Below are 19,772 nucleotides of genomic sequence, written 5' to 3'. Positions count from 1 at the left end.
CAAATCGATATCTTGTTTCGGTTCGTCGCTTTTCCAGAATATGGAAGAGGACAATAAAACAATCGTCTGGAGGGGTGGCCGAGCGGTTTAAGGCACCGGTCTTGAAAACCGGCGTGCAGGAGACTGTACCGTGGGTTCGAATCCCACCCCCTCCGCCATTATAGTGGACTTGATGATTTTTACAGTGGTGACGGATAAAAAGGCGTGATCAATCGCTGAGGCCGTGACGGCTGCACTTTGCTGATCTTCCCGGAACTCCCTCTCCTTGAGCGCGATGGAAGTTCATCGGCGTCGCATTCCTGACCGATATGGGAGCAACGCATCAGCGGGGCAACTGCCGAGCGTAAATCACCGCAGACAATTAGCGGAGATTCGAAAAAGCTGCTCATTCCAACAATTCACAATGTTCCATTTGTATTAATTCCAATAAATATCATGAACATTATCACTATTACTAATGCAAACAATGAAAGATACTGCATGATGGAGAAGGCGTCAAAATCCATATCAAATAATCCTTAAATGCAATATATACACATAGTATCATATAAATACTTAATTATCCAGATACCGATTCTATGAATTTAATTACTTCATGTTCTCGGGGTTTTTATCTATATTGAATTGTATCGGTTGCTATAGTTATAGAAGCTAATGTCAGATCGTTATTTAAAAGACATGCGTGCCAATCGGGTCGTCCCGTATGATGGCTTCTGAGCATTGGAGCAATCGACCAAACCTAACGTACGGTTCACAGAAAAATACGAGTATCTACGACCCGCTTGTGGAAATAGGGCTTTATAATTTAGCGATGCTTAGGATGCTTCTTCTTCGATCACATTCTGCGCGACCTGCTCGATCCCGCCGTTGAAACGTTCTGCGGCAAGCAGTCCGAGCCAGACAGCAATCAGGCAAAGCACAACCGAAAAGCCGATATTGAACAATGCTTTGCCGGGTTGCCCTGTGCGCAGAAGATCCATCGTCTGCAGGCTGAACGATGAGAAAGTCGTAAAGCCGCCGCACACGCCGATCATAAAGGCGAGGCGCCAGATTTCGGGCAGAGGTATGCGGCCCTGTTCCAGCGTCAGTGCGCCAAAGAACGAAATTGCAAAAGAGCCGACAATATTGATGATAATGGTGCCCCAGGGAAGTTCGCGACTGATCGGCAGCATCAACAGGGCCAGCCAGTATCGGGCGACGCTTCCGATCGCTCCACCGAGCGCCACCATGAGGGTTGCTTGCATTGTTCTGTGTCCATTTCAGTAATGGATAGAGATTTGGTCGGCGACTTCTGGAAGTTTGATAGAATATCGCTCTTCGAGAGGTCTAGAGACGCACCCTTTTCCTGTTTCTATTCAAGCAGGAGTCATCAGCCAATTGCCGGCAGTTTCGGGAGAACCCCATTCCCATCATGCGAGGCGAAAGCCACCATTGATCTATACTGAAAAATGGGATCGTTCGTCAATCTGATGGGCGTGGATGTGGCGCCCATCCCAATCACAAACTGGTAATCAGTTGAGCGCACCGATCTTGCGGCGCCGCAGTCGCCGCTTTAGCGCATCACTTGCCCAGTAGATGAACGATGCGGGCGCTGGCAGCGTACGCCGCATGAAGGCGACCTTTCGCAGATAATTGTCAATCTTCCAAGTTGCCCATGTGCCGCCGCGGAAATAGGCAACATCGCCAGCCCGCAAGGTGCGTGTGCCGCCGTCCGCATCGGTGACGTGGACTTCGCCTTCCAGAATGTAAACGGTTTCATCCCAACCGAAGTACCAGCGGAAGGTGCCAGCGGTGCAATCCCAGATGGCCGTATAGGCGGCTCGGTCCGGGCTTGCCGATTGTTCGCTTGAACGCGCCTGCGGATTACCTTCCAATACCCATTCGGGATTGATCGGTGCGGGAGCGAGCTCCATCTCCATCGCATTATCAGAGATCACAGCCGGTCCCGTGGGCGCGATGAAGGCTCTCGGCATCGTTCGGGTTATAGCGAGAACGGCGGTTGCAAGCATGAATTTCCAAGCCATGATTTCCCCCGGTTGGCTACCAACTTCCAGATAGCGCCCAATCGTCAGAAATATGTTAATATGGGAAGGACCGTGTCGTTCACCCTTGAAACTCAAGCGGATGTAATGCCGTCGCGGCGGGCCGGCAATTCGAAAAGCCGGGCGCCGTTATCGGAGCCCTTCTCTTCATAGCCGATGATCCTGAACCACTTCACGATGTCGGAACGGTCAAGCCAGCTTCGCGAGTGGACAGGCAGATCGCCTGCCAGAGCTTGAATCTGCCGGATATGCTGCTTGCAAAAGCGCACCGTATTTCTGTTGAAGAATTCTTCCTTCGCTGCAAAAAGCGTATCCGTCGCGCCGTCAACCTCTCGCCATGCAATGATTGCGACTACTTTATCGTTTTGCAGCAAAGCATGTGCGCGGCCCTCACGAAGGTTCATCATCAGATTGTCGTAAGCGGCTTTGGTATCTTTGCCGGCGGCGATATATTCAATTGCCATACGCCTCGAAAGGTCGTGAAAAACGCTTTCAAGATCACCGACAGTCGCTGTGCGTGCCTTCATTTTTCTCGCATCCCTTCGCTTCACTACCGTCGTGTGCAAACCGCAACGACACTATAATGGTCACTTCCGGCTATCGCTTTCAACGTAAAACGCCGCAACGGGTTCCGGTCTGGTGAACCGTATTCTGCGGTTGTAACGCGATCCGACCTCAGAGCGCTGCCTTCATGCTTGTCGCGTCGGGTAGCAAAAGTGCAGGTTGATATCGCTTCGGACAATGCATCCAGAGTATTCAGCGCGATCTAGGCCGCTTCGATGTCGCGCATCGGTGGATTTCCATAAAAGCGGCTATATTCGCGGCTGAACTGCGACGGGCTTTGATAGCCGACGCGATGGCCAGCCGTGCCGGCATCCAGCCGTTCGACCAACATCAGCCTCCGCGCCTCGTTCAAGCGCAACTGCTTTTGGTACTGAACCGGCGTCATTGCCGTAATCGCTTTGAAATGATGATGAAATGACGACGCGCTCATATTGACGTGTTCGGCCAACTGTTCGATCCGCAATGGCGCTGCGAAATTCTGACGAAGCCACCCGATGGCCCGCGCGATCCGGTTTGCCTGACTATCGGCGGTTGCGATGTTGATCAGACGCTCGCCGCCGGGACCCGTCAGAAGGCGATAAAGGATTTCCTGTTCGATGAGGGGGGCCATCACGGGTATATCCTCGGGGGATTCGAGCAGGCGGAGCAGGCGCAGAGCCGCATCCAACAATCCCGCAGGCGCAGCATTGACGGTGATCCCCCATTGATCCCCATCGGCCGTTATATGTCTGCGAACATCCGCACGCCCGATGATATCCGTCAGTTTCTCTCTGTCGATGGCCAGCGCCAGACATAGATGCGGTGCTTCCTGACTTGCTTCCACCACCCGCCATGTGACAGGGAGGTCGAGCGATGTCACCAGATACTCACCCTTTGTATAATTGATCGTCTCGGAACCAAGGCGCAACGATTTTGCGCCTTGCAGCACCATGGCGAGACAGGGTCGATAGCTGCTGTGACAGGGGATGCTCGGGGTTGTCCGCCTGCTGATGGACAGACCTTCGATCGGGGTGCGGTATTCGCCGTCCTGCGCGGTGAAACGCTCAGCCAGAGCGGCCAGCTCCTTATAGGTGTCTGTCGGTGACGTCATATGTAATCCGCTTTGGATGCTTTGTTATAAAGTAATTATTGCGTAGGCTGCTCGGCATCCGCAACCGTGAAGCAGGCTAATTTGCAGGATTGTGCAAGAAGCTTGCAGGATTGGTCTACCGCTTGTGCCTTCGCTTCCGGCATATTCTGCATGCTTCCCTATCCAATAAATGGAGTCTATCATGGCCATAGCAAGAGGTTATGCTGCTACTGATGCAGATGAGCCGTTGGTTCCGTTCACTTTCGAACGGCGCGAGCCCAATGCGGATGACGTAGTCATCTCGATCCAGTATTGTGGCGTTTGCCATTCGGACATCCACACCGTCCGCAATGAATGGAAAAATGCTGTTTATCCCATCGTTCCGGGACACGAAATCGCAGGTGTCGTCACCGCTGTCGGGGATGCGGTTACCAAATTCAAGGTTGGCGACAAGGTCGGCGTCGGCTGCTTCGTGGATTCCTGTGTCGGCTGCGCCAGCCGGGATGTCGACAATGAACAGTATCTTCCCGGTCTCATCCAGACCTACAACACCTTCGATGCTGAAGGAAAGTCACGGACGCAGGGCGGATATTCCGACCACATCGTCGTCAAGGAAGGATACGTCCTTTCCATGCCCGACAATCTTCCGCTCGATGCCGCTGCCCCGTTGCTTTGTGCAGGCATCACGTTGTACTCCCCGCTGCGCCACTGGAATGCCGGTCCCGGCAAACGGATCGCGATCATCGGCATGGGCGGACTGGGGCATATGGGCGTCAAGCTCGCCAATGCTATGGGCGCGCATGTGACGGTTCTGAGCCAGTCGCTTTCAAAGAAGGAAGACGGTCTCAAGCTGGGCGCTCACGAATATTATGCTACCAGCGACGCAACCACATTTGAAAAACTGGCTGGCTCGTTCGACCTTATCATCTGTACTGTGGGTGTGGCCATCGACTGGAACGCCTATCTTGCCCTGCTCAAGATCAATGGCACGATGGTCGTCGTGGGTGCTCCAGAGCACATGGTGCCGGTGCATGCATTCTCGCTCATTCCGGGTCGCAAGTCGCTTGCGGGATCGATGATCGGTTCGATCAAGGAAACGCAGGAAATGCTCGACTTCTGTGGTCAGCACAACATTGTTTCGGAAATCGAGAAGATCAATATCCAGGAAATCAATGAAGCCTATGAGCGCGTTCTAAAGAGCGACGTGCGCTACCGTTTTGTCATCGATATGGCTTCGCTGGCAGCATGATGTAGATCGGAGGATAGAGTATCTCCTGAATTAACTGAAACATCGGAGATGCTTTATTGGGTCAATTTACCCAGGGCATTGTCCAGAAAAGCAAGACCCCCGACCCGTTTGTGTCGGGGTTCTTGCTTTCATTATTCAGCGCCTGCGCTGGTTTTTCCACACCAGCGCAGCAGTTACCGTTAAAAGAGCTGCAAGGATCGTGCCCTCAATTATAAAATACCAATGCATGAGGGGAGCTCCTATGCAGGAACTCTACCGCCGCCAGATTGAGTGTTCGATGTCCATGGAATTGCCATTTGCGGCTCTTCGAGAATGTTTCGCTTGAGAGCGAAGCCCGCTACCGCGTGGCGCGCAACGTTCACAGGCTTGAGACCATTGTGCGCATCACAGCATGCCTTCCATGTCATTTCGTATATGACATCGCGGTCATGCTCTGGCCATTCATAAAGAAAATCTATTGCATCTTCAACGCAGGCAATTTCGCGAATGAGATAGAGGCCGTCCTTAACAAACACAGGACTGTCAAACAAACGGTCGCTCATCAGAACCTCCATTTGATCGAACGAAAATGTTAGTGTGACGGCGTCGATTTAGTATGCGGTGGCGACCATTCAAGTGGCCAGAACTAAAATTTTCTAACTTCTGCGGTTGAGATGTCACATCGCCAGATCCTTGTTCGGCATAAACAAATTGCTTATCGCTTATTAAAAAAAGCTGAATTACAATTGGCTTTATGCGGGCACGCGGCGAGGGAAGTCAGCTTTGGGGCACGACCAGAACACTTTGTTTTTTGCAGCTGGCATCTGCTCTCTGGCGGTCGGGCTTACGATTCTGAGTGTCTGGTATCAGAACTCGCGTGACAGGTTTTTGTTTTGGGGCTGCCTTGGCATGTTTCTTCTCGGCACGGGGGCAGTGCTTTACTACGCCGGGCCTTTGCCACTGGCTACGGCCTCAATTGTCGCTTTCAGCCTGGAGAGCGTCGGCTTCATCTTCCTGATCGTCGGATCGCGCCAGATTTCTGTACGCCCGATACATCGAAACTTTCTGATCATTCTCGCGATTGCCGTCGTATGCGCAACCACTCTGCCTATAATGGCAGGTCAGACTGGTATCGGCACGGCGATCTTCAACCTGACGTCGGCTCTGTTGCTTTTGCTGACAGCGAAGGAGTATCTCCATGTCTATCGGGAAGCGCCGGTTCCGGTCATTGGCATGATGGTTCTTTATGTTCTGACAGCGATTTCGTTCATTCTATGCGGGTTCGTCATCCTGTATGAGCAACAATGGGTCATGACTGCGATCCCGAGTAATTGGGCCGAAGATATCAATGCCATCACTGCTATCATAGGTATTACGGGCATAGGTGCGCTGTCGCTGAATTTCACTCAGTCGCGCATTGCGCGCCGTCATGCCAATGAGGCGCGTACCGACAGTCTGACCGGATTACTGAACCGGCGCGCACTTTACGACCTGCTGAACACTAACCAGCTGCAGGTTGGCGATTCAATTGTAATCTTCGACCTTGATGCGTTCAAATCTATCAATGATACGTATGGCCATATCATCGGTGATCAGGTGCTGGGCAGCTTCTCGAACATTTTGCGGAGTCATGTTAACGGCGCGGCTCTCATCTCTCGTATCGGCGGCGAAGAGTTCATCGTGGTCTTGAGGCAAAGACATAATAGCGATGTTCTCACTCTGGCCGACGCGATCCGCAAGACGTTTGCGGCTATTGCCTTCGAGACCCCGACGGGGGAGTTCTCAACGACCACCAGTGCGGGTATCGCATTCTGCACACTGGGAGAAGATGATTTCCAGACGGTCTTCCGCAGAGCGGATGCCGCGCTTTATCGCGCCAAGCATTTGGGCCGTAACAAGGTCTGTACGGAACTGCACAGCGTCGCCTGAGGTTTTTCGCACGGGAGGGCCTGAAAGCAGGCCCTCCCGTTTCTAACCGGTCATGGTGTCACGTGCCGAAGCGTTCTTCGCTGAGTGCCGCCGCCATCAGCGCCTTGGTATAGTCCTCGCGTGGATGATCGAAAACCTGTTCGGTATCGCCCTGTTCGACGATCTTTCCGTTCTTCATCACGATCACATAGTCCGAGACCGCACGCACGACAGCCATGTCGTGGCTGATGAAGAGATAAGACAGGCCGTGATCCTTCTGGAGGTCACGCAACAGCGTAACGATCTGCTTCTGCACTGAACGATCCAACGCACTTGTCGGCTCATCAAGCACAATAACACGCGGCTTCAGGATCATCGTTCGTGCAATGGCGATACGCTGACGCTGGCCACCGGAAAACTCGTGCGGATAACGGTTGCGCATGGCCGGGTCCATGCCAACTTCCCGCAAGGCCTCCTGTGCACGGCGATCACGCTCTTTCGCCGAAAGGTTTGGTTCGTGTATCAGAAGCCCCTCGGTGATAATGCGTCCCACGGTCATGCGCGGGCTTAGCGAGCCGAACGGATCCTGAAAAACGAGTTGCAATTCCCGGCGTTTTGGCCGCATGGCTTGCGGTTCCGTCGGCAGTTCCTTGCCGAGATAGGCAATGCGGCCTTCCGATGGAAGAAGACGCAGAATGGCACGGCCGAGCGTAGACTTGCCGGAACCGGATTCTCCCACGATGCCGATGGTCTGGCCTTCCTTCAGTGTCAGCGAGACATTGTTTACGGCCGCAAGATAGTTCGCAGCGCCTAGCCATGGCTTGTTAATGAGGAAGTTGACCTTCACATTGTCAGCGCGAACCAGCACCGGCGCATCGTCAAGGGGAGGGGCTTTTTCGCCCTCAGGCTCTGCGTCGAGCAGCATCTTCGTGTAGGGGTGCTCAGGTGCCGTGAAGAGTTTTTCGGTTTCGTTGGCTTCCACCACTTCGCCAGATCGCATTACATAGACCCGGTCGGCGAAGCGCCGCACAATCCCAAGATCGTGCGTGATGAAAACAACAGCCATACCAAGCCGCTTCTGGAGGTCGGCCAGCAGGTCAAGAATCTGAGCCTGTATGGTGACATCGAGCGCGGTTGTCGGTTCGTCCGCGATCAGGATATCCGGCTCATTGGCGAGCGCCATGGCGATCATGACACGCTGGCGCTGCCCGCCCGACAGTTCATAGGGATAGCTGTCGATGCGACGTTCCGGTTCCGGGATGCCAACCAGCTTGAGCAGTTCAAGAATACGCGGGCGTGCCTGCTTCTTGTTCATGCCGCGATGATAACGAAGCGGTTCGGCAAGCTGGTCGCCGATGCGGTATAGCGGGTCGAGCGATGTCATCGGCTCCTGAAAGATCATGGTGATCTTTGCGCCGCGGATATTGTTCAGCTTTTTTTCGGACATGCCGATCAGATCCTGGCCACGATAGAGCGCTTGCCCGGTCGCCTTGCCGTTCTGGGCCAGAAGCCCCATCATCGCCATGGTGGTTTGGCTCTTGCCGGAACCGGATTCACCGACAATGGCGATAGTTTCGCCAGCTTTGACATCCAGGTTGATGCCGCGCACCGCCTCTACCGGTCCGTCATGCGTGTCGAAAGTGACCTTCAGGTCGCGCACGCTCAGAATGTTTTCACTCGTCATCTCAGCGATCCTTCGGGTCAAGGCTGTCGCGCAGGCCGTCGCCAAGGAAGTTCAGCGCAAACAGGATAATGGTCAGCGTTGCGGCAGGCCAGATCAATTGCCAGCTTGCGCCACTCACGTTGTTGGAACCTTCGGAAATCAGCAGTCCAAGAGAGGTGAGGGGATCCTGAACGCCAAGACCGAGGAAGGAGAGGAGACTTTCAAGCAGGATTGCCTTCGGCACCAGGAGCGTCACAAAAACAACGACAGGGCCAAGCGCATTCGGAATAATATGGCGGGTGATTACGCCGCTTCGTGTCGCACCAAGCGCTTCTGCTGCCTGCACGAATTCCTGACGTTTGAGGCTCAAAGTCTGTCCGCGCACGATGCGCGCCATATCCAGCCATTCCGTCGCGCCGATAGCAATGAAGATGATGAAAATGGATCGCCCGAAGAAGACGAGCATCAATATCACGAAGAAGATGAAGGGCAGCGAATAGAGAATATCGACCAGTCGCATCATCACATTGTCAATGCGGCCGCCCAGATAGCCCGAGACGGCACCGTAGGACACGCCCAACACCAAAGCCATTGCCGAGGCAAGCAGGCCGATGGCAAGCGACATACGGACACCGATGAAAATGCGCGTCATCAGATCGCGGCCCAGATTGTCGGTGCCAAGCAAGAAGTAATTGCGGGTCACGTCGAGCGTCAGCTTGCCTGACAGTCCATCCGACGCGATGTCGATCCTCGGATTGCTGAACAGGTCTGAGCGTTGGAAATAACGCAGCACACGCTCATCTGTCGGGCGCTGTGCGGAGAAGTTGACAACGACATTGTTGCCATTCAGTTCAGGTTCGCCAGCAGCCTTCAGCCGCGCGCGGGCCAATTCACGTTCGAGGCCCGGCATGACCGTATCCGCACGCGGATAGGCTTCAAGGCTCGGGGCCACGCGCACAAACTGCGGATAGATTTTGTCGTAGGGGTGCGGGCTCAACATGGGGCCGAATACGCCCAGAAAAGCCATCAGGAGAAGGACGATGGCGCTTGCCACGGCTGCCTTGTTCTTGCGCAGGCGCAGCCAGGCATCCTGCCAGAGCGAGCGGCTTGGAATTTCCAGCCGGGCGGTTTCCGTCGGTGCAGTAAGATCAGTCATAGCGAACCCTCGGATCAAGCCATGCATAAAGAAGATCGACAATCAGGTTGAACACCACGACGAAGATCGAAATGACAACCACGGTTCCCATGACGAGGGTGTAATCGCGGCTAAGCGCACCCTGCACGAAATAGCGACCGATGCCGGGAATGCCGAAGATCGTCTCGACCACCACCGAACCTGTGAGAAGGGCTGCTGCCGTCGGGCCGAGATAGGAAACGGCAGGAAGCATCGCGGCGCGCAAGGCATGTACGCCAACGACGACCCGCGATGGCAGGCCATAGGCGCGCGCGGTGCGCACGTGATTGGCGCGCAATGCCTCAATCGTCGCCCCGCGCACAAGACGTGCAATGACGCCGACCTGCGGCAATGCGAGTGTCAGCACCGGCAATATCCAGTAGGTTATGTTGGCCGACGACCAGCCTCCCGCCGGAACCCAGCCGAGGATGACGCCAAACAAAAGGCTGAGAAGAGGAGCCACGACGAAGTTCGGCGTAGTGATCCCAAATGTGGCCAGCGCGACAACGAAATAGTCGATGGTCGAATTCTGCTTCAGTGCTGCCAATGTGCCGAGAAACGTTCCGATAATTGCCGCAAGCGTCAGTCCGAGCGTGCCGAGCATGATCGATACCGGCAGGCCGGAAGCGAAAAGATCGTTCACGGTGAAATCGCGTCGCGTGAAGCTGGGTCCAAGATCGCCGTGCAGAAGATTGCCCAGATAAATCAGATACTGCTGCCACAGCGGCGCATCCATATTATAGGCTTTCTTGAGGTTCTCCAGGATCAGCGGATCAATCGGCCTTTCAAGGTCGAAAGGTCCACCGGGCGCGAGCCGGATAAGAAAGAATGTCAGCGTGATGATGATGAAAATCGTGGGTATAGCACTACCCAATCTTCGGAGCGTATAGCCCAGCATAATATTTGTCCCTTCCTTGCCAGACCGTTTGGTGACGGTCCGGCAACCCCTGAGGGCGTTTCAGTTCTTGTTTTAGTTTTTTATGGATAGCCAGCGCGTGCCGTGCGAATTCATGAGGTTATCTTCGTACCCCTGAACGCGATCGGCAACGAGAGCCGTCGACGAATAATACATCAGCGGCACGACGGCGCTGTCACTGAGCAGTATCTTCTCTGCTTCCGCGAGGATTGTTGCGCGTTCAGCGAGGTTGGTCGTCGTCGCAGATTTCGCCATAAGCGCGTCGTAATCCTTGTTCGACCATTCGGCATAATTGAAGTAATTGCCGGTGGTATAAAGCTCCAGGAACGAATTTGGATCGTTGTAGTCTCCGATCCAGCCGTCGCGGGTGATGTCAAACATACCCTTTTCCTGAAGGTAGTTGTAGAAGGTAGCCCCTTCGACTTCATCGAGGGTCGCCTTGATGCCGATATTACCCAGCATATTGGCAAGCGCTGCCATCGTGTTTTTATGGTTTTCAGAGGTGTTGTAACGCAGGGTCACCGAGAGGCTACCCGGCTGGACCCCTGCTTCCTCCAGCAGTTCCTTTGCCTTGTCTTCGCGATCCAGTACGTCCTCATCGGCAAAATCCAGCTTCGGCGCGTCCTTCACGTAATTCGCGATGCCTGGCGGCACCATCGAGCTGGCTGGCAGCATCACACCGCGCCAGACCTCATTGGCCAGAAACTCACGATCAACGGCCATAGATATAGCCCGGCGCACACGTGGGTCGCGCAGTTTGCTCGATGGCTCGCCTTTGATGTCGACGTAGTAGATACCGAGATAGGGCGCGAGGCGGAACTCTTTCGTCAGGTTCTTCTTCACATAGTCCATCTGCTCGGCAGGAACATCTGAGCAGATGTCGACTTCCTTTGCCTCAAAGCGGCGCATGCAACTTGCCCGATCCTCGAACGGTATCCAGTTCACCGCATCGATCTTTACATTGGACGCATCCCAATAGTTCGGGTTCTTCTTCATGGAAATCTTGTCATTGGGCGTAAAGCTGACAAGCGTATAGGCGCCATTGGTCACCATATTGCCGGGTAAGGTGAACTTATCTCCGAATTTTTCGACCGCCTTCTTGTTGACAGGGAAGCCGGTCTGATGAGTAAGAAGCTCAAGGAAATAAGGGGCAGGGTTCTTGAGAGTTATCTGAAGCGTCTTGTCATCAAGCGCTTTGACACCCAGTTGTTCGACCGGCATCTTGCCGGTGGCAACCTCCTCGGCATTCTTGATGGCATAGAGGACGCTCGCGTAGCCCGCCGCCGTCTTCGGGTCCATGATGCGGCGGAAGGAAAATTCAAAATCGCCAGCAGTGACCGGATCACCATTCGACCATTTGGCATTTTCACGCATATGGAACGTGTACGTTAGGCCATCTTCGGAAATATTCCATGATGCAGCCGCACCAGGGACCGCTTCGCCCTTCTCATTCTGCGCGAGTAAACCTTCATAGAGGTCGCGCAGGACACGGTTTTCCGAAACGGTGGTCGTGTGATGCTGGTCCAGCGTGGCAGGGTCAGTATCGTTACCCCGGTTGAGCACTGTTTCTGCCGATGCAGCGCCGCTCAACGCCATGAGGCAAATACCTGTCATCAGGAAGCAGCGAACCATTGTGAAAACTCCTATATGCTTATCAGAAATGTTAGCCCCGACAAAAGAGGGCCTTCCGGGAATTACCGGAAGAAAAAGGGCCACGCTGATAAGCGCAGCCCAAGCTGAAAATTTATTGCTTAAACGAGAGCCAGCGCGTCTTGTGGCTATCCATCAAGTTGTCGTTCCAACCGTCGATCTTGTCCGAAACGAGCGCGCGTGACGAGTAATAGAGGATTGGGATATTGCTCATCTCATCGAGCTTCAGTTGTTCGGCCTCTGCCAGTGTTTTGGCGCGTTCGTTGAGATCCAAGGTTTTCTCCGCCTTCGCCATCAGCGCATCGTAATCCGCGTTCTTCACCTTGGAGTAGTTGAAGCTCACATTGCTCTGGCTGATGAACAGGAAGTTCTGCGGATCGTTGTAATCACCGATCCAGCCTGCACGGGCGATGTCAAATGGACCGTCGTCGCGCATGTAGTTAAAGTAAGTCGCCCCTTCGGTTTCGTTCAGCGACGCCTTGATGCCGATATTGCCAAGCTGATCAGCAATGGCGGCCATCGTGTTCTTGTTGTTTTCCGAGGTGTTATAAAGCAGTTCGATCGAAAGTGTGTTCGGCTCGACGCCAGCTTCCTTCAACAGTTCCTTAGCCTTGTCTTCGCGCTCCAACATATCGGCGGAGTAGTTCAGCTTCGGCGCGTCCTTTACATAATTGGCGATGCCTGGAGGAACCATCGAATAGCCCGGCAGCATGGTGCCCTGCCAGACTTGATCCGCGATGAAATCACGGTCGATAGCCATGGAAATGGCCTGACGGACACGCGGGTCCTTCAGCTTGCTGTCTGCCGTTTTGCCCTTTACCGGCAGATAATAGACGCCGAGATAAGGCGCCATACGGAATTCCTTGGAAAGGTTCTTCTTCACATAGTCCATCTGCTCCGCTGGAACGTCGGAGCAGATCTGCACTTCTTTCGCCTCAAAACGGCGCATGCAGCTTGCCCGATCCTCGAACGGTATCCAGTTGACCGTATCGATCTTCACCTGATCCGCTTCGTAATAATACGGATTCTTCTTCATCACGATCTTGTCGTTCGGGGTGAAGCTTACAAGCATATAGGCGCCGTTCGTCACCATCTTGCCAGGTGTGGTGAACTTGTCGCCATTTTCCTCGACGCTTTTCTGGTGCATCGGAAAACCAGTCTGGTGGGTCAGAAGCTCAAGGAAATACGGAGCAGGGGCGTTCAACGTGATCTTGAGCGTATGGTCATCGACGACTTCGACGCCGAGCTGATCAGTCGGCTTTTTGCCGCCGGCAATATCTTCGGCGTTTTTGATGATGAACAGCATGCTGGCATAACCGGCGGCTGTCTTCGGGTCCATCAGGCGGCGGAAGGTGAACTGGAAGTCACCGGCGGTGACCGGATCGCCGTTCGACCATTTGGCGTCATCGCGCAGATGGAAGGTGTAGACTGTACCGTCTTCAGAGACATCCCAGGATTTCGCCACGCCAGGCACAGCTTCGCCGTTTGCATTCTGAATTGTCAGGCCGTCATACAAATCGCGCATGACATTGCCTTCAGCCACCGTCGAGGTGCGATGATGGTCCAGTGTCGCCGGATCAGTGTCGTTACCACGATTAAGGACGACTTCCGCTGAAGCTGCTCCTGCCAGCGCCAGAAGACACACACCTGTCAGTAGAAATTTACGATACATTTGGGAACCCCTCCTTTGAAATTTTTGAAATGTCCCGCATCTTATGGATAAGCAGGCTACTTGCAAGAGAACTTATCAACACTTTGACTTAATTAATTTATTCACGTTTTCTTGAGTGATTCCAGTGCTTGTTTTCTGGTACGGAATGGTTGATTTTCATCCTGTTTACATGAGCGGACCATCCGGTGAGCGCGCTGGAAAAAGGCCGCAGTTTCCGTGATTTGCGACGTTTGAATGTCAGTTGGATATAGAGGGCAAAGCTGTCCGATTCGCGGAAAGCTACATTTGCGACTTTCGGCGCGGATTCTGTGAATTGTTTACGCTGCAGAGTGATGAGGCAGGCCCGGAACCGCGAGCTTCAATGAATTGTCGTGCGTTCGCGGCCACATTCTCAAGCAATAAGGGGCAATCGAGCGCGCTGCATAAGCAAAGCGCTCGTTTGGCACACCACACATTCCGAAGACTGCCTGGCTTTTCGGGATGCGTTCTAGTTACGGACCTTTTATTCCCCGATTACTAGGGCGAGCGCACGGACTGGCGAGCCGGTACCCTTTACGAATTTCAGTGGTGCTGCGATCAGGATCGCACCCTTAGCAGGTAACTGGTCAAGGTTACTCAGGCTCGCCAATCCGTATCGGTTTGCCTTGTGCATAAGATTGTGTGCGGGGAACGGTGGGGTCATCGTTCCCGCCGACCCTGCATCCGTACCAACAGTTTCCTGCCCCCAACCTATAATACCTTTGGAAAGAAGATACTCTATTGCTTCGACCGTTGGTCCTGGAGAATGTGGTCCGTCTTCGTCGGCATTCAGAAAGGTTTCTGTCGATCCATTGCGCTTGTACCAGTCGGTGCGCATAAGCACCCATGAACCGGCTTCAATCTCGCCATGCTCTGCTTCCCATTCCCTAATGCTTTCTACTGTCAGCAGGTAATCGGCGTCGGCATCGGCCTGTGCGGAACGATCAATTACGTTTACGGGAGCAACGAAGTTCTGTGGGGGGATGGTATCGGTGGTGTTGTCGGAGTGATCCTTGCCGGTGATCCAGTGGCAAGGGGCATCGAAATGGGTGCCGGTATGTTCGCCGAGCTCTATCCAGTTCCAGGCCCAGAACGGACCGTCTGGATCGTATTGGCTAATAGTGTGGACTTTAACGTTAGGGGTGTTCTTGCCAAATTGCGGGGGAAGGTAGAGGACGGGCGTATCCGGGCCGAGCGGTGCGGTGATGTCGACCACCTTAACAGCGCCAGACAGTAGTCCGGACGCAAGGCTTGAAAGAACAGATGTATCGCTCATGAAATCCCCATTTCGTCCAGAGTCGGCGCCGGTATTATTGTGCGGTCCTTGATGAACCGATCTCTTTCGGACGTTCGCTCGAAGCCTATGGCAGGTAATATGCTCTTGCAAGTATCTCTTTTGCCAAGCCCTCGCGTATATATCCAAATTTTGGACGATTACGCTTAATTTTAAAGCGTCCTTTAACGGTGCCGGGGAGCGCAAGGTCGCACAATTATATATGCATAAAGATGCAATATAAGTGAGCCGCGCTGACTGAGGCTATATTTAGCGGAGCGCGGAAAGCTCAGGTTGATTTAGACTTGAAATATCTGCTGCTTGGCGCAATTGTCTTTGATTGCAGCGCAACACTATGCACCGGGCAGCAGTAATGGATCTCGAATTTATAGTCACTGAAGTCGACGAGGGTGAAAAGTTGGAACTGCGTCTCTGGCTGCGCATGTTGGCAACAACTAGACTGCTTTCACAGGAAATCCGCCGTCGTCTACGCAATGAATTTGGGGTCACGCTACCACAGTTTGACATTCTTGCTCAGCTTTACCGGGAACCAGGCGGGCTACGACTTGGGGAACTCTCACGCCGAACCATGGTGACCAATGGTAATATCACCGGCTTGATTGAACGACTGGAAGCGGATGGACTGGTGCGCCGTGAGACACCCGGTGCGGACAGGCGCGTTACCGTTGCGCGATTGACCGATACTGGACAGGTGGCTTTCGCAAAAATGGCACAGGTCCATGAAAGCTGGTTGCGGGACCTGATGGCTGATGTTGATCGCGACACAATCGCATCGCTGCTGAGAGATATAGAGCGCGTCAAGAAGTCGGTAGGTAATCACCTTGTTGACGACGGTAACGAATAGCATTGCCTATCCGTTATAGATAATCTTCTTCTCAAAAGAGATGCCTGCCAAGATTTGGCCATCATTTAATCTGGAAGGTACAGAACCGATGATCTGCCGTTCAAACCGGCAGATCACCGCCATGGGCGCTAAACCCGCTCAATAGCAATGGCGATACCTTGTCCAACGCCGATGCACATTGTGGCCAGGGCAAAGCGCCCCCCGCCGAGTTTCAATTCCAGCGCTGCCGTGCCAGTGATACGCGCTCCGGACATGCCGAGCGGATGCCCGAGAGCGATGGCACCGCCGTTCGGATTGACGCGAACGTCGTCATCGGCAATTCCGAGAAGACGCAACGTGGCCAGTCCCTGGCTGGCAAAGGCTTCATTCAGTTCGATTATATCGAACTGATCCTGCATCATTCCGAGCCGTGTCATCAGTTTCTGACATGCTGGTGCCGGGCCTATGCCCATGATGCGCGGAGGAACGCCTGCCGTTGCCCCCCCGAGAATTCGAGCAATGGGTGTAAGACCGAATTTTCGAGCAGCCGGTTCCGAAGCGACGATGAGTGCTGCAGCTCCGTCATTGACCCCGGAGGCGTTGCCGGCGGTAACGGTAGCGCCTTCCAGCCGATTAATTGGTTTCAGTTTGGCCAACGCATCAAGGGTAGTCTCACGCGGATGTTCGTCAGCACTGACGACCACGGGATCGTCCTTGCGCTGCGGTATGGAAACGGGCGTTATTTCCTGCGCCAGCCGACCGCTGTTTTGTGCCCTCGCGGCTTTCTTCTGGCTGCGCAAGGCAAACTCATCCTGATCGGCGCGCGCGACCGTGTAGTCAATGGCTACGTGATCCCCGGTCTCCGGCATGGAATCGATGCCGTATTGTGCTTTCATTACCGGATTGACGAAGCGCCAGCCAATGGTCGTATCGTGGATTTCTGCCCGGCGTGAGAACGGGCTGTCCGCTTTAGGCATAACAAATGGCGCACGGCTCATGCTTTCTACACCACCTGCGATCATAAGCTCTGCTTCACCTGCGCGGATGGCACGTGCGGCGGCCAAAATTGCGTCCATCCCGGAACCACAAAGTCTGTTGATCGTCGTCCCGGTGACAGTAACGGGAAAACCCGCAAGCAGTGCCGCCATGCGCGCGACATTGCGATTATCTTCACCAGCCTGATTGGCGCAGCCGAAAATCACGTCGTCAATCGCTTCACAATCCAAAGCCGGATTACGCTCGACCAGAGCTTGCAACGGAATAGCGGCAAGATCGTCTGTACGAACACCGGACAACGCACCACCAAAACGTCCGATGGGGGTGCGGATATAGTCGCAAATGAAAGCTTCGCTCATCTGGTTTCTCCAATATGACGTGTCGCGAACATGGGACCGCCTTTGATCGACGGGAAGCCGTAGCCGTTGACCAGAACGAGATCGATATCGTCGGAACGGCGCGCTATACCCCCTTCAAGCAGGCTTTGTCCTTCGTTGGCCATTGCGGCGAGCAAGCGCTGCATGATCGCTTCGTCGGTGAAACAACGAGGAACAATAGCGTTGCGCGCGCGGTAATCGTCGATCAGTGCATGGACGTCCGGGTCGCTGACCCGAATACCGTCCTCCGTATAACGATACCAGCCGAGACCGGCCTTGCGCCCGAAACGCCCGCCTTCGCATAATTTGTCGGCAACATCGAAATAAGGAAGCTCGGGATCACGGCTTGTCGCCGCTCTCTTGCGCCGCGCCCAGGCAATTTCTAGCCCGGCCATGTCGTAAACCGCGAAAAGCCCCATCGGAAAGCCATAGGCTTCCATGGCGCGATCGATATCTTCGGGATAGGCGCCTTCGGCCAGCATTTTCTCGGCTTCCGTGCGATAGGCCGAAAACATCCGGTTGCCGATGAAGCCTTCGCAGACACCGGTGACGATGGGCAGCTTCCTGATCTTGCGGGCAAAAGCGATGCCGGTTGCAAGCGTCTCATCGGACGTTTCCACGCAGCGCACCACTTCCAGAAGCCGCATGATATTGGCTGGCGAGAAGAAATGGAGCCCCAGCACCCGGTCGGTGCGGTTGGTGACGGCGGCCAGCTCATCCGGATTGAGATAGCTCGTATTGGTCGCCAGAATGGTTGTCGCAGGCAGCAATGCGTCAAGCTCGCGGAACAGCGAGGCCTTGACGGTGAAATCATCGAAGACGGCTTCGATGACGAGATCGGCATCGGCCAGTGCGGACATGTCGGCGCTGACGGAGAGCTTCGCGCGTTGCGCGTCAGCGGCCTCAGCGGAAAGCCTGCCGGTATCGACAGCCTTCTGGATCATTTCGCTGATCCGCGCATGGCCCTTGGCGGCGGCTTCCGCGGTCGTTTCATAGCCGATGACCTTGTAGCCAGCAGCAAGGCAGGCGACGGCGATGCCCGATCCCATCAGGCCGGTTCCGGCGATGCCGATAGTGGAAAGCGTCAGAGGCTTTGCCTCCATGCCTTCCACTTTTCCAGCGGCGCGTTCGGCAAAGAACAGATGCCGCAAGGCGGCAGCCTCTTCGCTATCGCGCAGGCAGATGAAGGTCGCGCGTTCTTCGTCCAGACCTTCAGCAATAGAGGCCGTTGTGGAAAGCTGCACCAGCCGCGCGGCTTCGCCGGGAGCCGTAGCGCCGCGTGCCTTTTTCAGGATTTTGGCCTTGGCTTGTTCAAAGGCTGTAGCATCGGGCGCGGTAACCGACAGATCGCCGGTCCGACGCACCGGCTTGCCGATCAGCGCATTGGCGAGCGCGATGGCGTCGGCCACAAGATCGCCGACCGATATCTGGTCAATGAGGCCCAATTGCTGCGCTTCGTCCGGGGCGATCTGGCGTCCGGTGGCGATCATGTCGAGCGCTGCCAGCGGTCCGATCAATCGCGGCAGGCGCTGCGTGCCGCCAGCGCCGGGCACGATCCCGAGCTTGACTTCCGGCAGGGCAAAGGATGCGCTGGTCGATGCGATCCGCGCGTGAGCGGCAAGTGCAACCTCCAGTCCGCCGCCCAAAGCAGGACCGTTGATTGCAGCCACCACGGGCTTGTCCGCGCTTTCGATGAGCGTGATGACATCCGGCAATGTCGGTTCGACCGGCGGCTTGCCGAATTCGCGAATATCAGCCCCGCCGATGAATATCTTGCCAGCGCCGCTCAGCACGGTCGCGCGGATCGCCGCGTCTTCTGACGCATGGAGAATGGCTGCGGCAAAACCTTTGCGCACCTCGGCGGAGGTGGCATTGACCGGCGGGTTATCGACCGTGACAACAAGAATGCCATCGACAACTGTGCCTGTCACAGCGGGGGAGAATACGCGTCTATCGGCCATGGCGGTCTCAGTCCGGTATAACGGCAAAAGCCTGTATTTCGATCTTGGCCCGGTCTTCGACCAGCGCGACAACCTGCACCGCCGCCATGGCAGGGAAGTGCTTGCCGATCACATCACGATAGGCGCGACCGATGCCTTTCAGATTGGCGGTATATTCAGCCTTGTCGGTGAAATACCAGGTCATGGAGGCGATATGCTCCGGCCTGCCGCCAGCTTCCGCCAGAATGGCGACAATGTTTTTCAATGTCTGCTCGGTCTGCTCGACGAAATCGTCGGTCTCGAACTGTTGCTGTTCGTTCCAGCCGATCTGACCGCCGATATAGACGGTGCGCCCACGCGCTTCAACGCCATTGGCATATCCGATGGGGCGGGCCCAGCCTTGCGGCTGCAGTGTCTTATGCATGTTGTGTCTCCAGA

General features: G+C 54.8%; 17 protein-coding genes, 1 tRNA gene and 1 riboswitch. Of the genes, 4 read left to right on the top strand and 14 right to left on the bottom strand.

Annotated features, from left to right (window positions below):
• The first annotated feature begins 68 nt into the window (after window positions 1-68).
• Window positions 69-158: transfer RNA gene (locus tag FJQ48_RS06170), tRNA-Ser, on the top strand.
• Between the two features lie 657 nt (window positions 159-815).
• On the opposite strand, the gene crcB is transcribed toward FJQ48_RS06170, so the two are convergent.
• The 4 genes from crcB to FJQ48_RS06150 form a co-directional block, all read right to left on the bottom strand.
• The gene (gene crcB / locus FJQ48_RS06165; protein WP_139974315.1) at window positions 816-1,244 is read right to left on the bottom strand and encodes a fluoride efflux transporter CrcB; all 429 of its coding nucleotides are present in this window, start codon (window positions 1,242-1,244) and stop codon (window positions 816-818) included.
• A 109-nt stretch (window positions 1,245-1,353) separates the two neighbouring features.
• Window positions 1,354-1,417: riboswitch (Fluoride riboswitch) on the bottom strand.
• Between the two features lie 94 nt (window positions 1,418-1,511).
• Window positions 1,512-2,024, bottom strand: coding sequence for a cupin domain-containing protein (locus FJQ48_RS06160; RefSeq protein WP_139974314.1), 513 nt, complete (start codon window positions 2,022-2,024; stop codon window positions 1,512-1,514).
• Window positions 2,025-2,116: 92 nt separating this feature from the next.
• Complete coding sequence (locus FJQ48_RS06155; protein WP_139974313.1) at window positions 2,117-2,569, bottom strand: hypothetical protein; 453 nt, start codon at window positions 2,567-2,569, stop codon at window positions 2,117-2,119.
• A gap of 239 nt (window positions 2,570-2,808) precedes the next feature.
• Window positions 2,809-3,696 carry an AraC family transcriptional regulator gene (locus FJQ48_RS06150; RefSeq protein ID WP_139974312.1) on the bottom strand — a complete coding sequence of 296 codons (888 nt, stop codon included), beginning with the start codon at window positions 3,694-3,696 and terminating at the stop codon, window positions 2,809-2,811.
• 181 nt (window positions 3,697-3,877) lie between these two features.
• Between FJQ48_RS06150 and FJQ48_RS06145 the strand changes: the two genes are divergently transcribed.
• Window positions 3,878-4,924 carry an NAD(P)-dependent alcohol dehydrogenase gene (locus FJQ48_RS06145; protein WP_139974311.1) on the top strand — a complete coding sequence of 349 codons (1,047 nt, stop codon included), beginning with the start codon at window positions 3,878-3,880 and terminating at the stop codon, window positions 4,922-4,924.
• Window positions 4,925-5,163: 239 nt separating this feature from the next.
• Here FJQ48_RS06145 and FJQ48_RS06140 read toward each other — a convergent pair whose 3' ends face one another.
• The gene (locus tag FJQ48_RS06140) at window positions 5,164-5,466 is read right to left on the bottom strand and encodes a DUF982 domain-containing protein (protein ID WP_139974310.1); all 303 of its coding nucleotides are present in this window, start codon (window positions 5,464-5,466) and stop codon (window positions 5,164-5,166) included.
• Between the two features lie 220 nt (window positions 5,467-5,686).
• Here FJQ48_RS06140 and FJQ48_RS06135 point away from each other — a divergent pair, with 220 nt between their 5' ends.
• On the top strand, window positions 5,687-6,832 hold the full coding sequence (locus tag FJQ48_RS06135; RefSeq protein WP_139974309.1) for a GGDEF domain-containing protein: 1,146 nt from the start codon (window positions 5,687-5,689) through the stop codon (window positions 6,830-6,832).
• 58 nt (window positions 6,833-6,890) lie between these two features.
• Here FJQ48_RS06135 and FJQ48_RS06130 read toward each other — a convergent pair whose 3' ends face one another.
• The 6 genes from FJQ48_RS06130 to FJQ48_RS06105 all read right to left on the bottom strand — a co-directional run bounded on the left by FJQ48_RS06130 (window position 6,891) and on the right by FJQ48_RS06105 (window position 15,180).
• Window positions 6,891-8,495 carry an ABC transporter ATP-binding protein gene (locus tag FJQ48_RS06130; RefSeq protein WP_139974308.1) on the bottom strand — a complete coding sequence of 535 codons (1,605 nt, stop codon included), beginning with the start codon at window positions 8,493-8,495 and terminating at the stop codon, window positions 6,891-6,893.
• A 1-nt stretch (window position 8,496) separates the two neighbouring features.
• Window positions 8,497-9,630 carry an ABC transporter permease subunit gene (locus tag FJQ48_RS06125; protein WP_139974307.1) on the bottom strand — a complete coding sequence of 378 codons (1,134 nt, stop codon included), beginning with the start codon at window positions 9,628-9,630 and terminating at the stop codon, window positions 8,497-8,499.
• Window positions 9,623-10,546: an ABC transporter permease subunit gene (locus FJQ48_RS06120; protein WP_139974306.1), complete on the bottom strand. Its 924-nt coding sequence runs from the start codon at window positions 10,544-10,546 to the stop codon at window positions 9,623-9,625. Before FJQ48_RS06120 ends, FJQ48_RS06125 begins: the two co-directional genes overlap by 8 nt.
• A 72-nt stretch (window positions 10,547-10,618) precedes the next feature.
• A complete protein-coding gene (locus FJQ48_RS06115) occupies window positions 10,619-12,196 on the bottom strand; it encodes a peptide ABC transporter substrate-binding protein (protein ID WP_139974305.1) in 1,578 nt (525 codons plus the stop codon).
• Window positions 12,197-12,308: 112 nt separating this feature from the next.
• On the bottom strand, window positions 12,309-13,886 hold the full coding sequence (locus FJQ48_RS06110) for a peptide ABC transporter substrate-binding protein (protein WP_139974304.1): 1,578 nt from the start codon (window positions 13,884-13,886) through the stop codon (window positions 12,309-12,311).
• Between the two features lie 502 nt (window positions 13,887-14,388).
• The gene (locus FJQ48_RS06105) at window positions 14,389-15,180 is read right to left on the bottom strand and encodes a cyclase family protein (protein WP_139974303.1); all 792 of its coding nucleotides are present in this window, start codon (window positions 15,178-15,180) and stop codon (window positions 14,389-14,391) included.
• Between the two features lie 370 nt (window positions 15,181-15,550).
• Here FJQ48_RS06105 and FJQ48_RS06100 point away from each other — a divergent pair, with 370 nt between their 5' ends.
• Window positions 15,551-16,042, top strand: a complete 492-nt coding sequence (locus FJQ48_RS06100) for a MarR family transcriptional regulator (protein ID WP_139974302.1) — start codon at window positions 15,551-15,553, stop codon at window positions 16,040-16,042.
• A 128-nt stretch (window positions 16,043-16,170) separates the two neighbouring features.
• On the opposite strand, the gene pcaF is transcribed toward FJQ48_RS06100, so the two are convergent.
• From pcaF to FJQ48_RS06085, 3 genes are read right to left on the bottom strand one after another with little or no spacing between them, the layout of a single operon-like run.
• Window positions 16,171-17,376 carry a 3-oxoadipyl-CoA thiolase gene (pcaF, locus tag FJQ48_RS06095; protein ID WP_139974301.1) on the bottom strand — a complete coding sequence of 402 codons (1,206 nt, stop codon included), beginning with the start codon at window positions 17,374-17,376 and terminating at the stop codon, window positions 16,171-16,173.
• A complete protein-coding gene (locus FJQ48_RS06090) occupies window positions 17,373-19,355 on the bottom strand; it encodes a 3-hydroxyacyl-CoA dehydrogenase NAD-binding domain-containing protein (protein WP_139974300.1) in 1,983 nt (660 codons plus the stop codon). Before FJQ48_RS06090 ends, pcaF begins: the two co-directional genes overlap by 4 nt.
• Before the next feature lie 7 nt (window positions 19,356-19,362).
• Complete coding sequence (locus tag FJQ48_RS06085) at window positions 19,363-19,758, bottom strand: RidA family protein (protein WP_010659199.1); 396 nt, start codon at window positions 19,756-19,758, stop codon at window positions 19,363-19,365.
• Window positions 19,759-19,772: the final 14 nt, after the last annotated feature.

This window comes from Ochrobactrum sp. CGA5 (assembly GCF_006345815.1).
Classification (GTDB): Bacteria; Pseudomonadota; Alphaproteobacteria; order Rhizobiales; family Rhizobiaceae; genus Brucella.
Note: the sequence above shows the minus strand (reverse complement) of the source record. Positions and strands in the feature narration are given on the sequence as shown.

Coding starts and splice junctions, on each gene's coding strand:
- crcB (WP_139974315.1), bottom strand. CDS start 1,244: ATGCAAGCAACCCTCATGGTGGCGCTCGGTGGAGCGATCGGAAGCGTC.
- FJQ48_RS06160 (WP_139974314.1), bottom strand. CDS start 2,024: ATGGCTTGGAAATTCATGCTTGCAACCGCCGTTCTCGCTATAACCCGA.
- FJQ48_RS06155 (WP_139974313.1), bottom strand. CDS start 2,569: ATGAAGGCACGCACAGCGACTGTCGGTGATCTTGAAAGCGTTTTTCAC.
- FJQ48_RS06150 (WP_139974312.1), bottom strand. CDS start 3,696: ATGACGTCACCGACAGACACCTATAAGGAGCTGGCCGCTCTGGCTGAG.
- FJQ48_RS06145 (WP_139974311.1), top strand. CDS start 3,878: ATGGCCATAGCAAGAGGTTATGCTGCTACTGATGCAGATGAGCCGTTG.
- FJQ48_RS06140 (WP_139974310.1), bottom strand. CDS start 5,466: ATGAGCGACCGTTTGTTTGACAGTCCTGTGTTTGTTAAGGACGGCCTC.
- FJQ48_RS06130 (WP_139974308.1), bottom strand. CDS start 8,495: ATGACGAGTGAAAACATTCTGAGCGTGCGCGACCTGAAGGTCACTTTC.
- FJQ48_RS06125 (WP_139974307.1), bottom strand. CDS start 9,630: ATGACTGATCTTACTGCACCGACGGAAACCGCCCGGCTGGAAATTCCA.
- FJQ48_RS06120 (WP_139974306.1), bottom strand. CDS start 10,546: ATGCTGGGCTATACGCTCCGAAGATTGGGTAGTGCTATACCCACGATT.
- FJQ48_RS06115 (WP_139974305.1), bottom strand. CDS start 12,196: ATGGTTCGCTGCTTCCTGATGACAGGTATTTGCCTCATGGCGTTGAGC.
- FJQ48_RS06110 (WP_139974304.1), bottom strand. CDS start 13,886: ATGTATCGTAAATTTCTACTGACAGGTGTGTGTCTTCTGGCGCTGGCA.
- FJQ48_RS06105 (WP_139974303.1), bottom strand. CDS start 15,180: ATGAGCGATACATCTGTTCTTTCAAGCCTTGCGTCCGGACTACTGTCT.
- FJQ48_RS06100 (WP_139974302.1), top strand. CDS start 15,551: ATGGATCTCGAATTTATAGTCACTGAAGTCGACGAGGGTGAAAAGTTG.
- pcaF (WP_139974301.1), bottom strand. CDS start 17,376: ATGAGCGAAGCTTTCATTTGCGACTATATCCGCACCCCCATCGGACGT.
- FJQ48_RS06090 (WP_139974300.1), bottom strand. CDS start 19,355: ATGGCCGATAGACGCGTATTCTCCCCCGCTGTGACAGGCACAGTTGTC.
- FJQ48_RS06085 (WP_010659199.1), bottom strand. CDS start 19,758: ATGCATAAGACACTGCAGCCGCAAGGCTGGGCCCGCCCCATCGGATAT.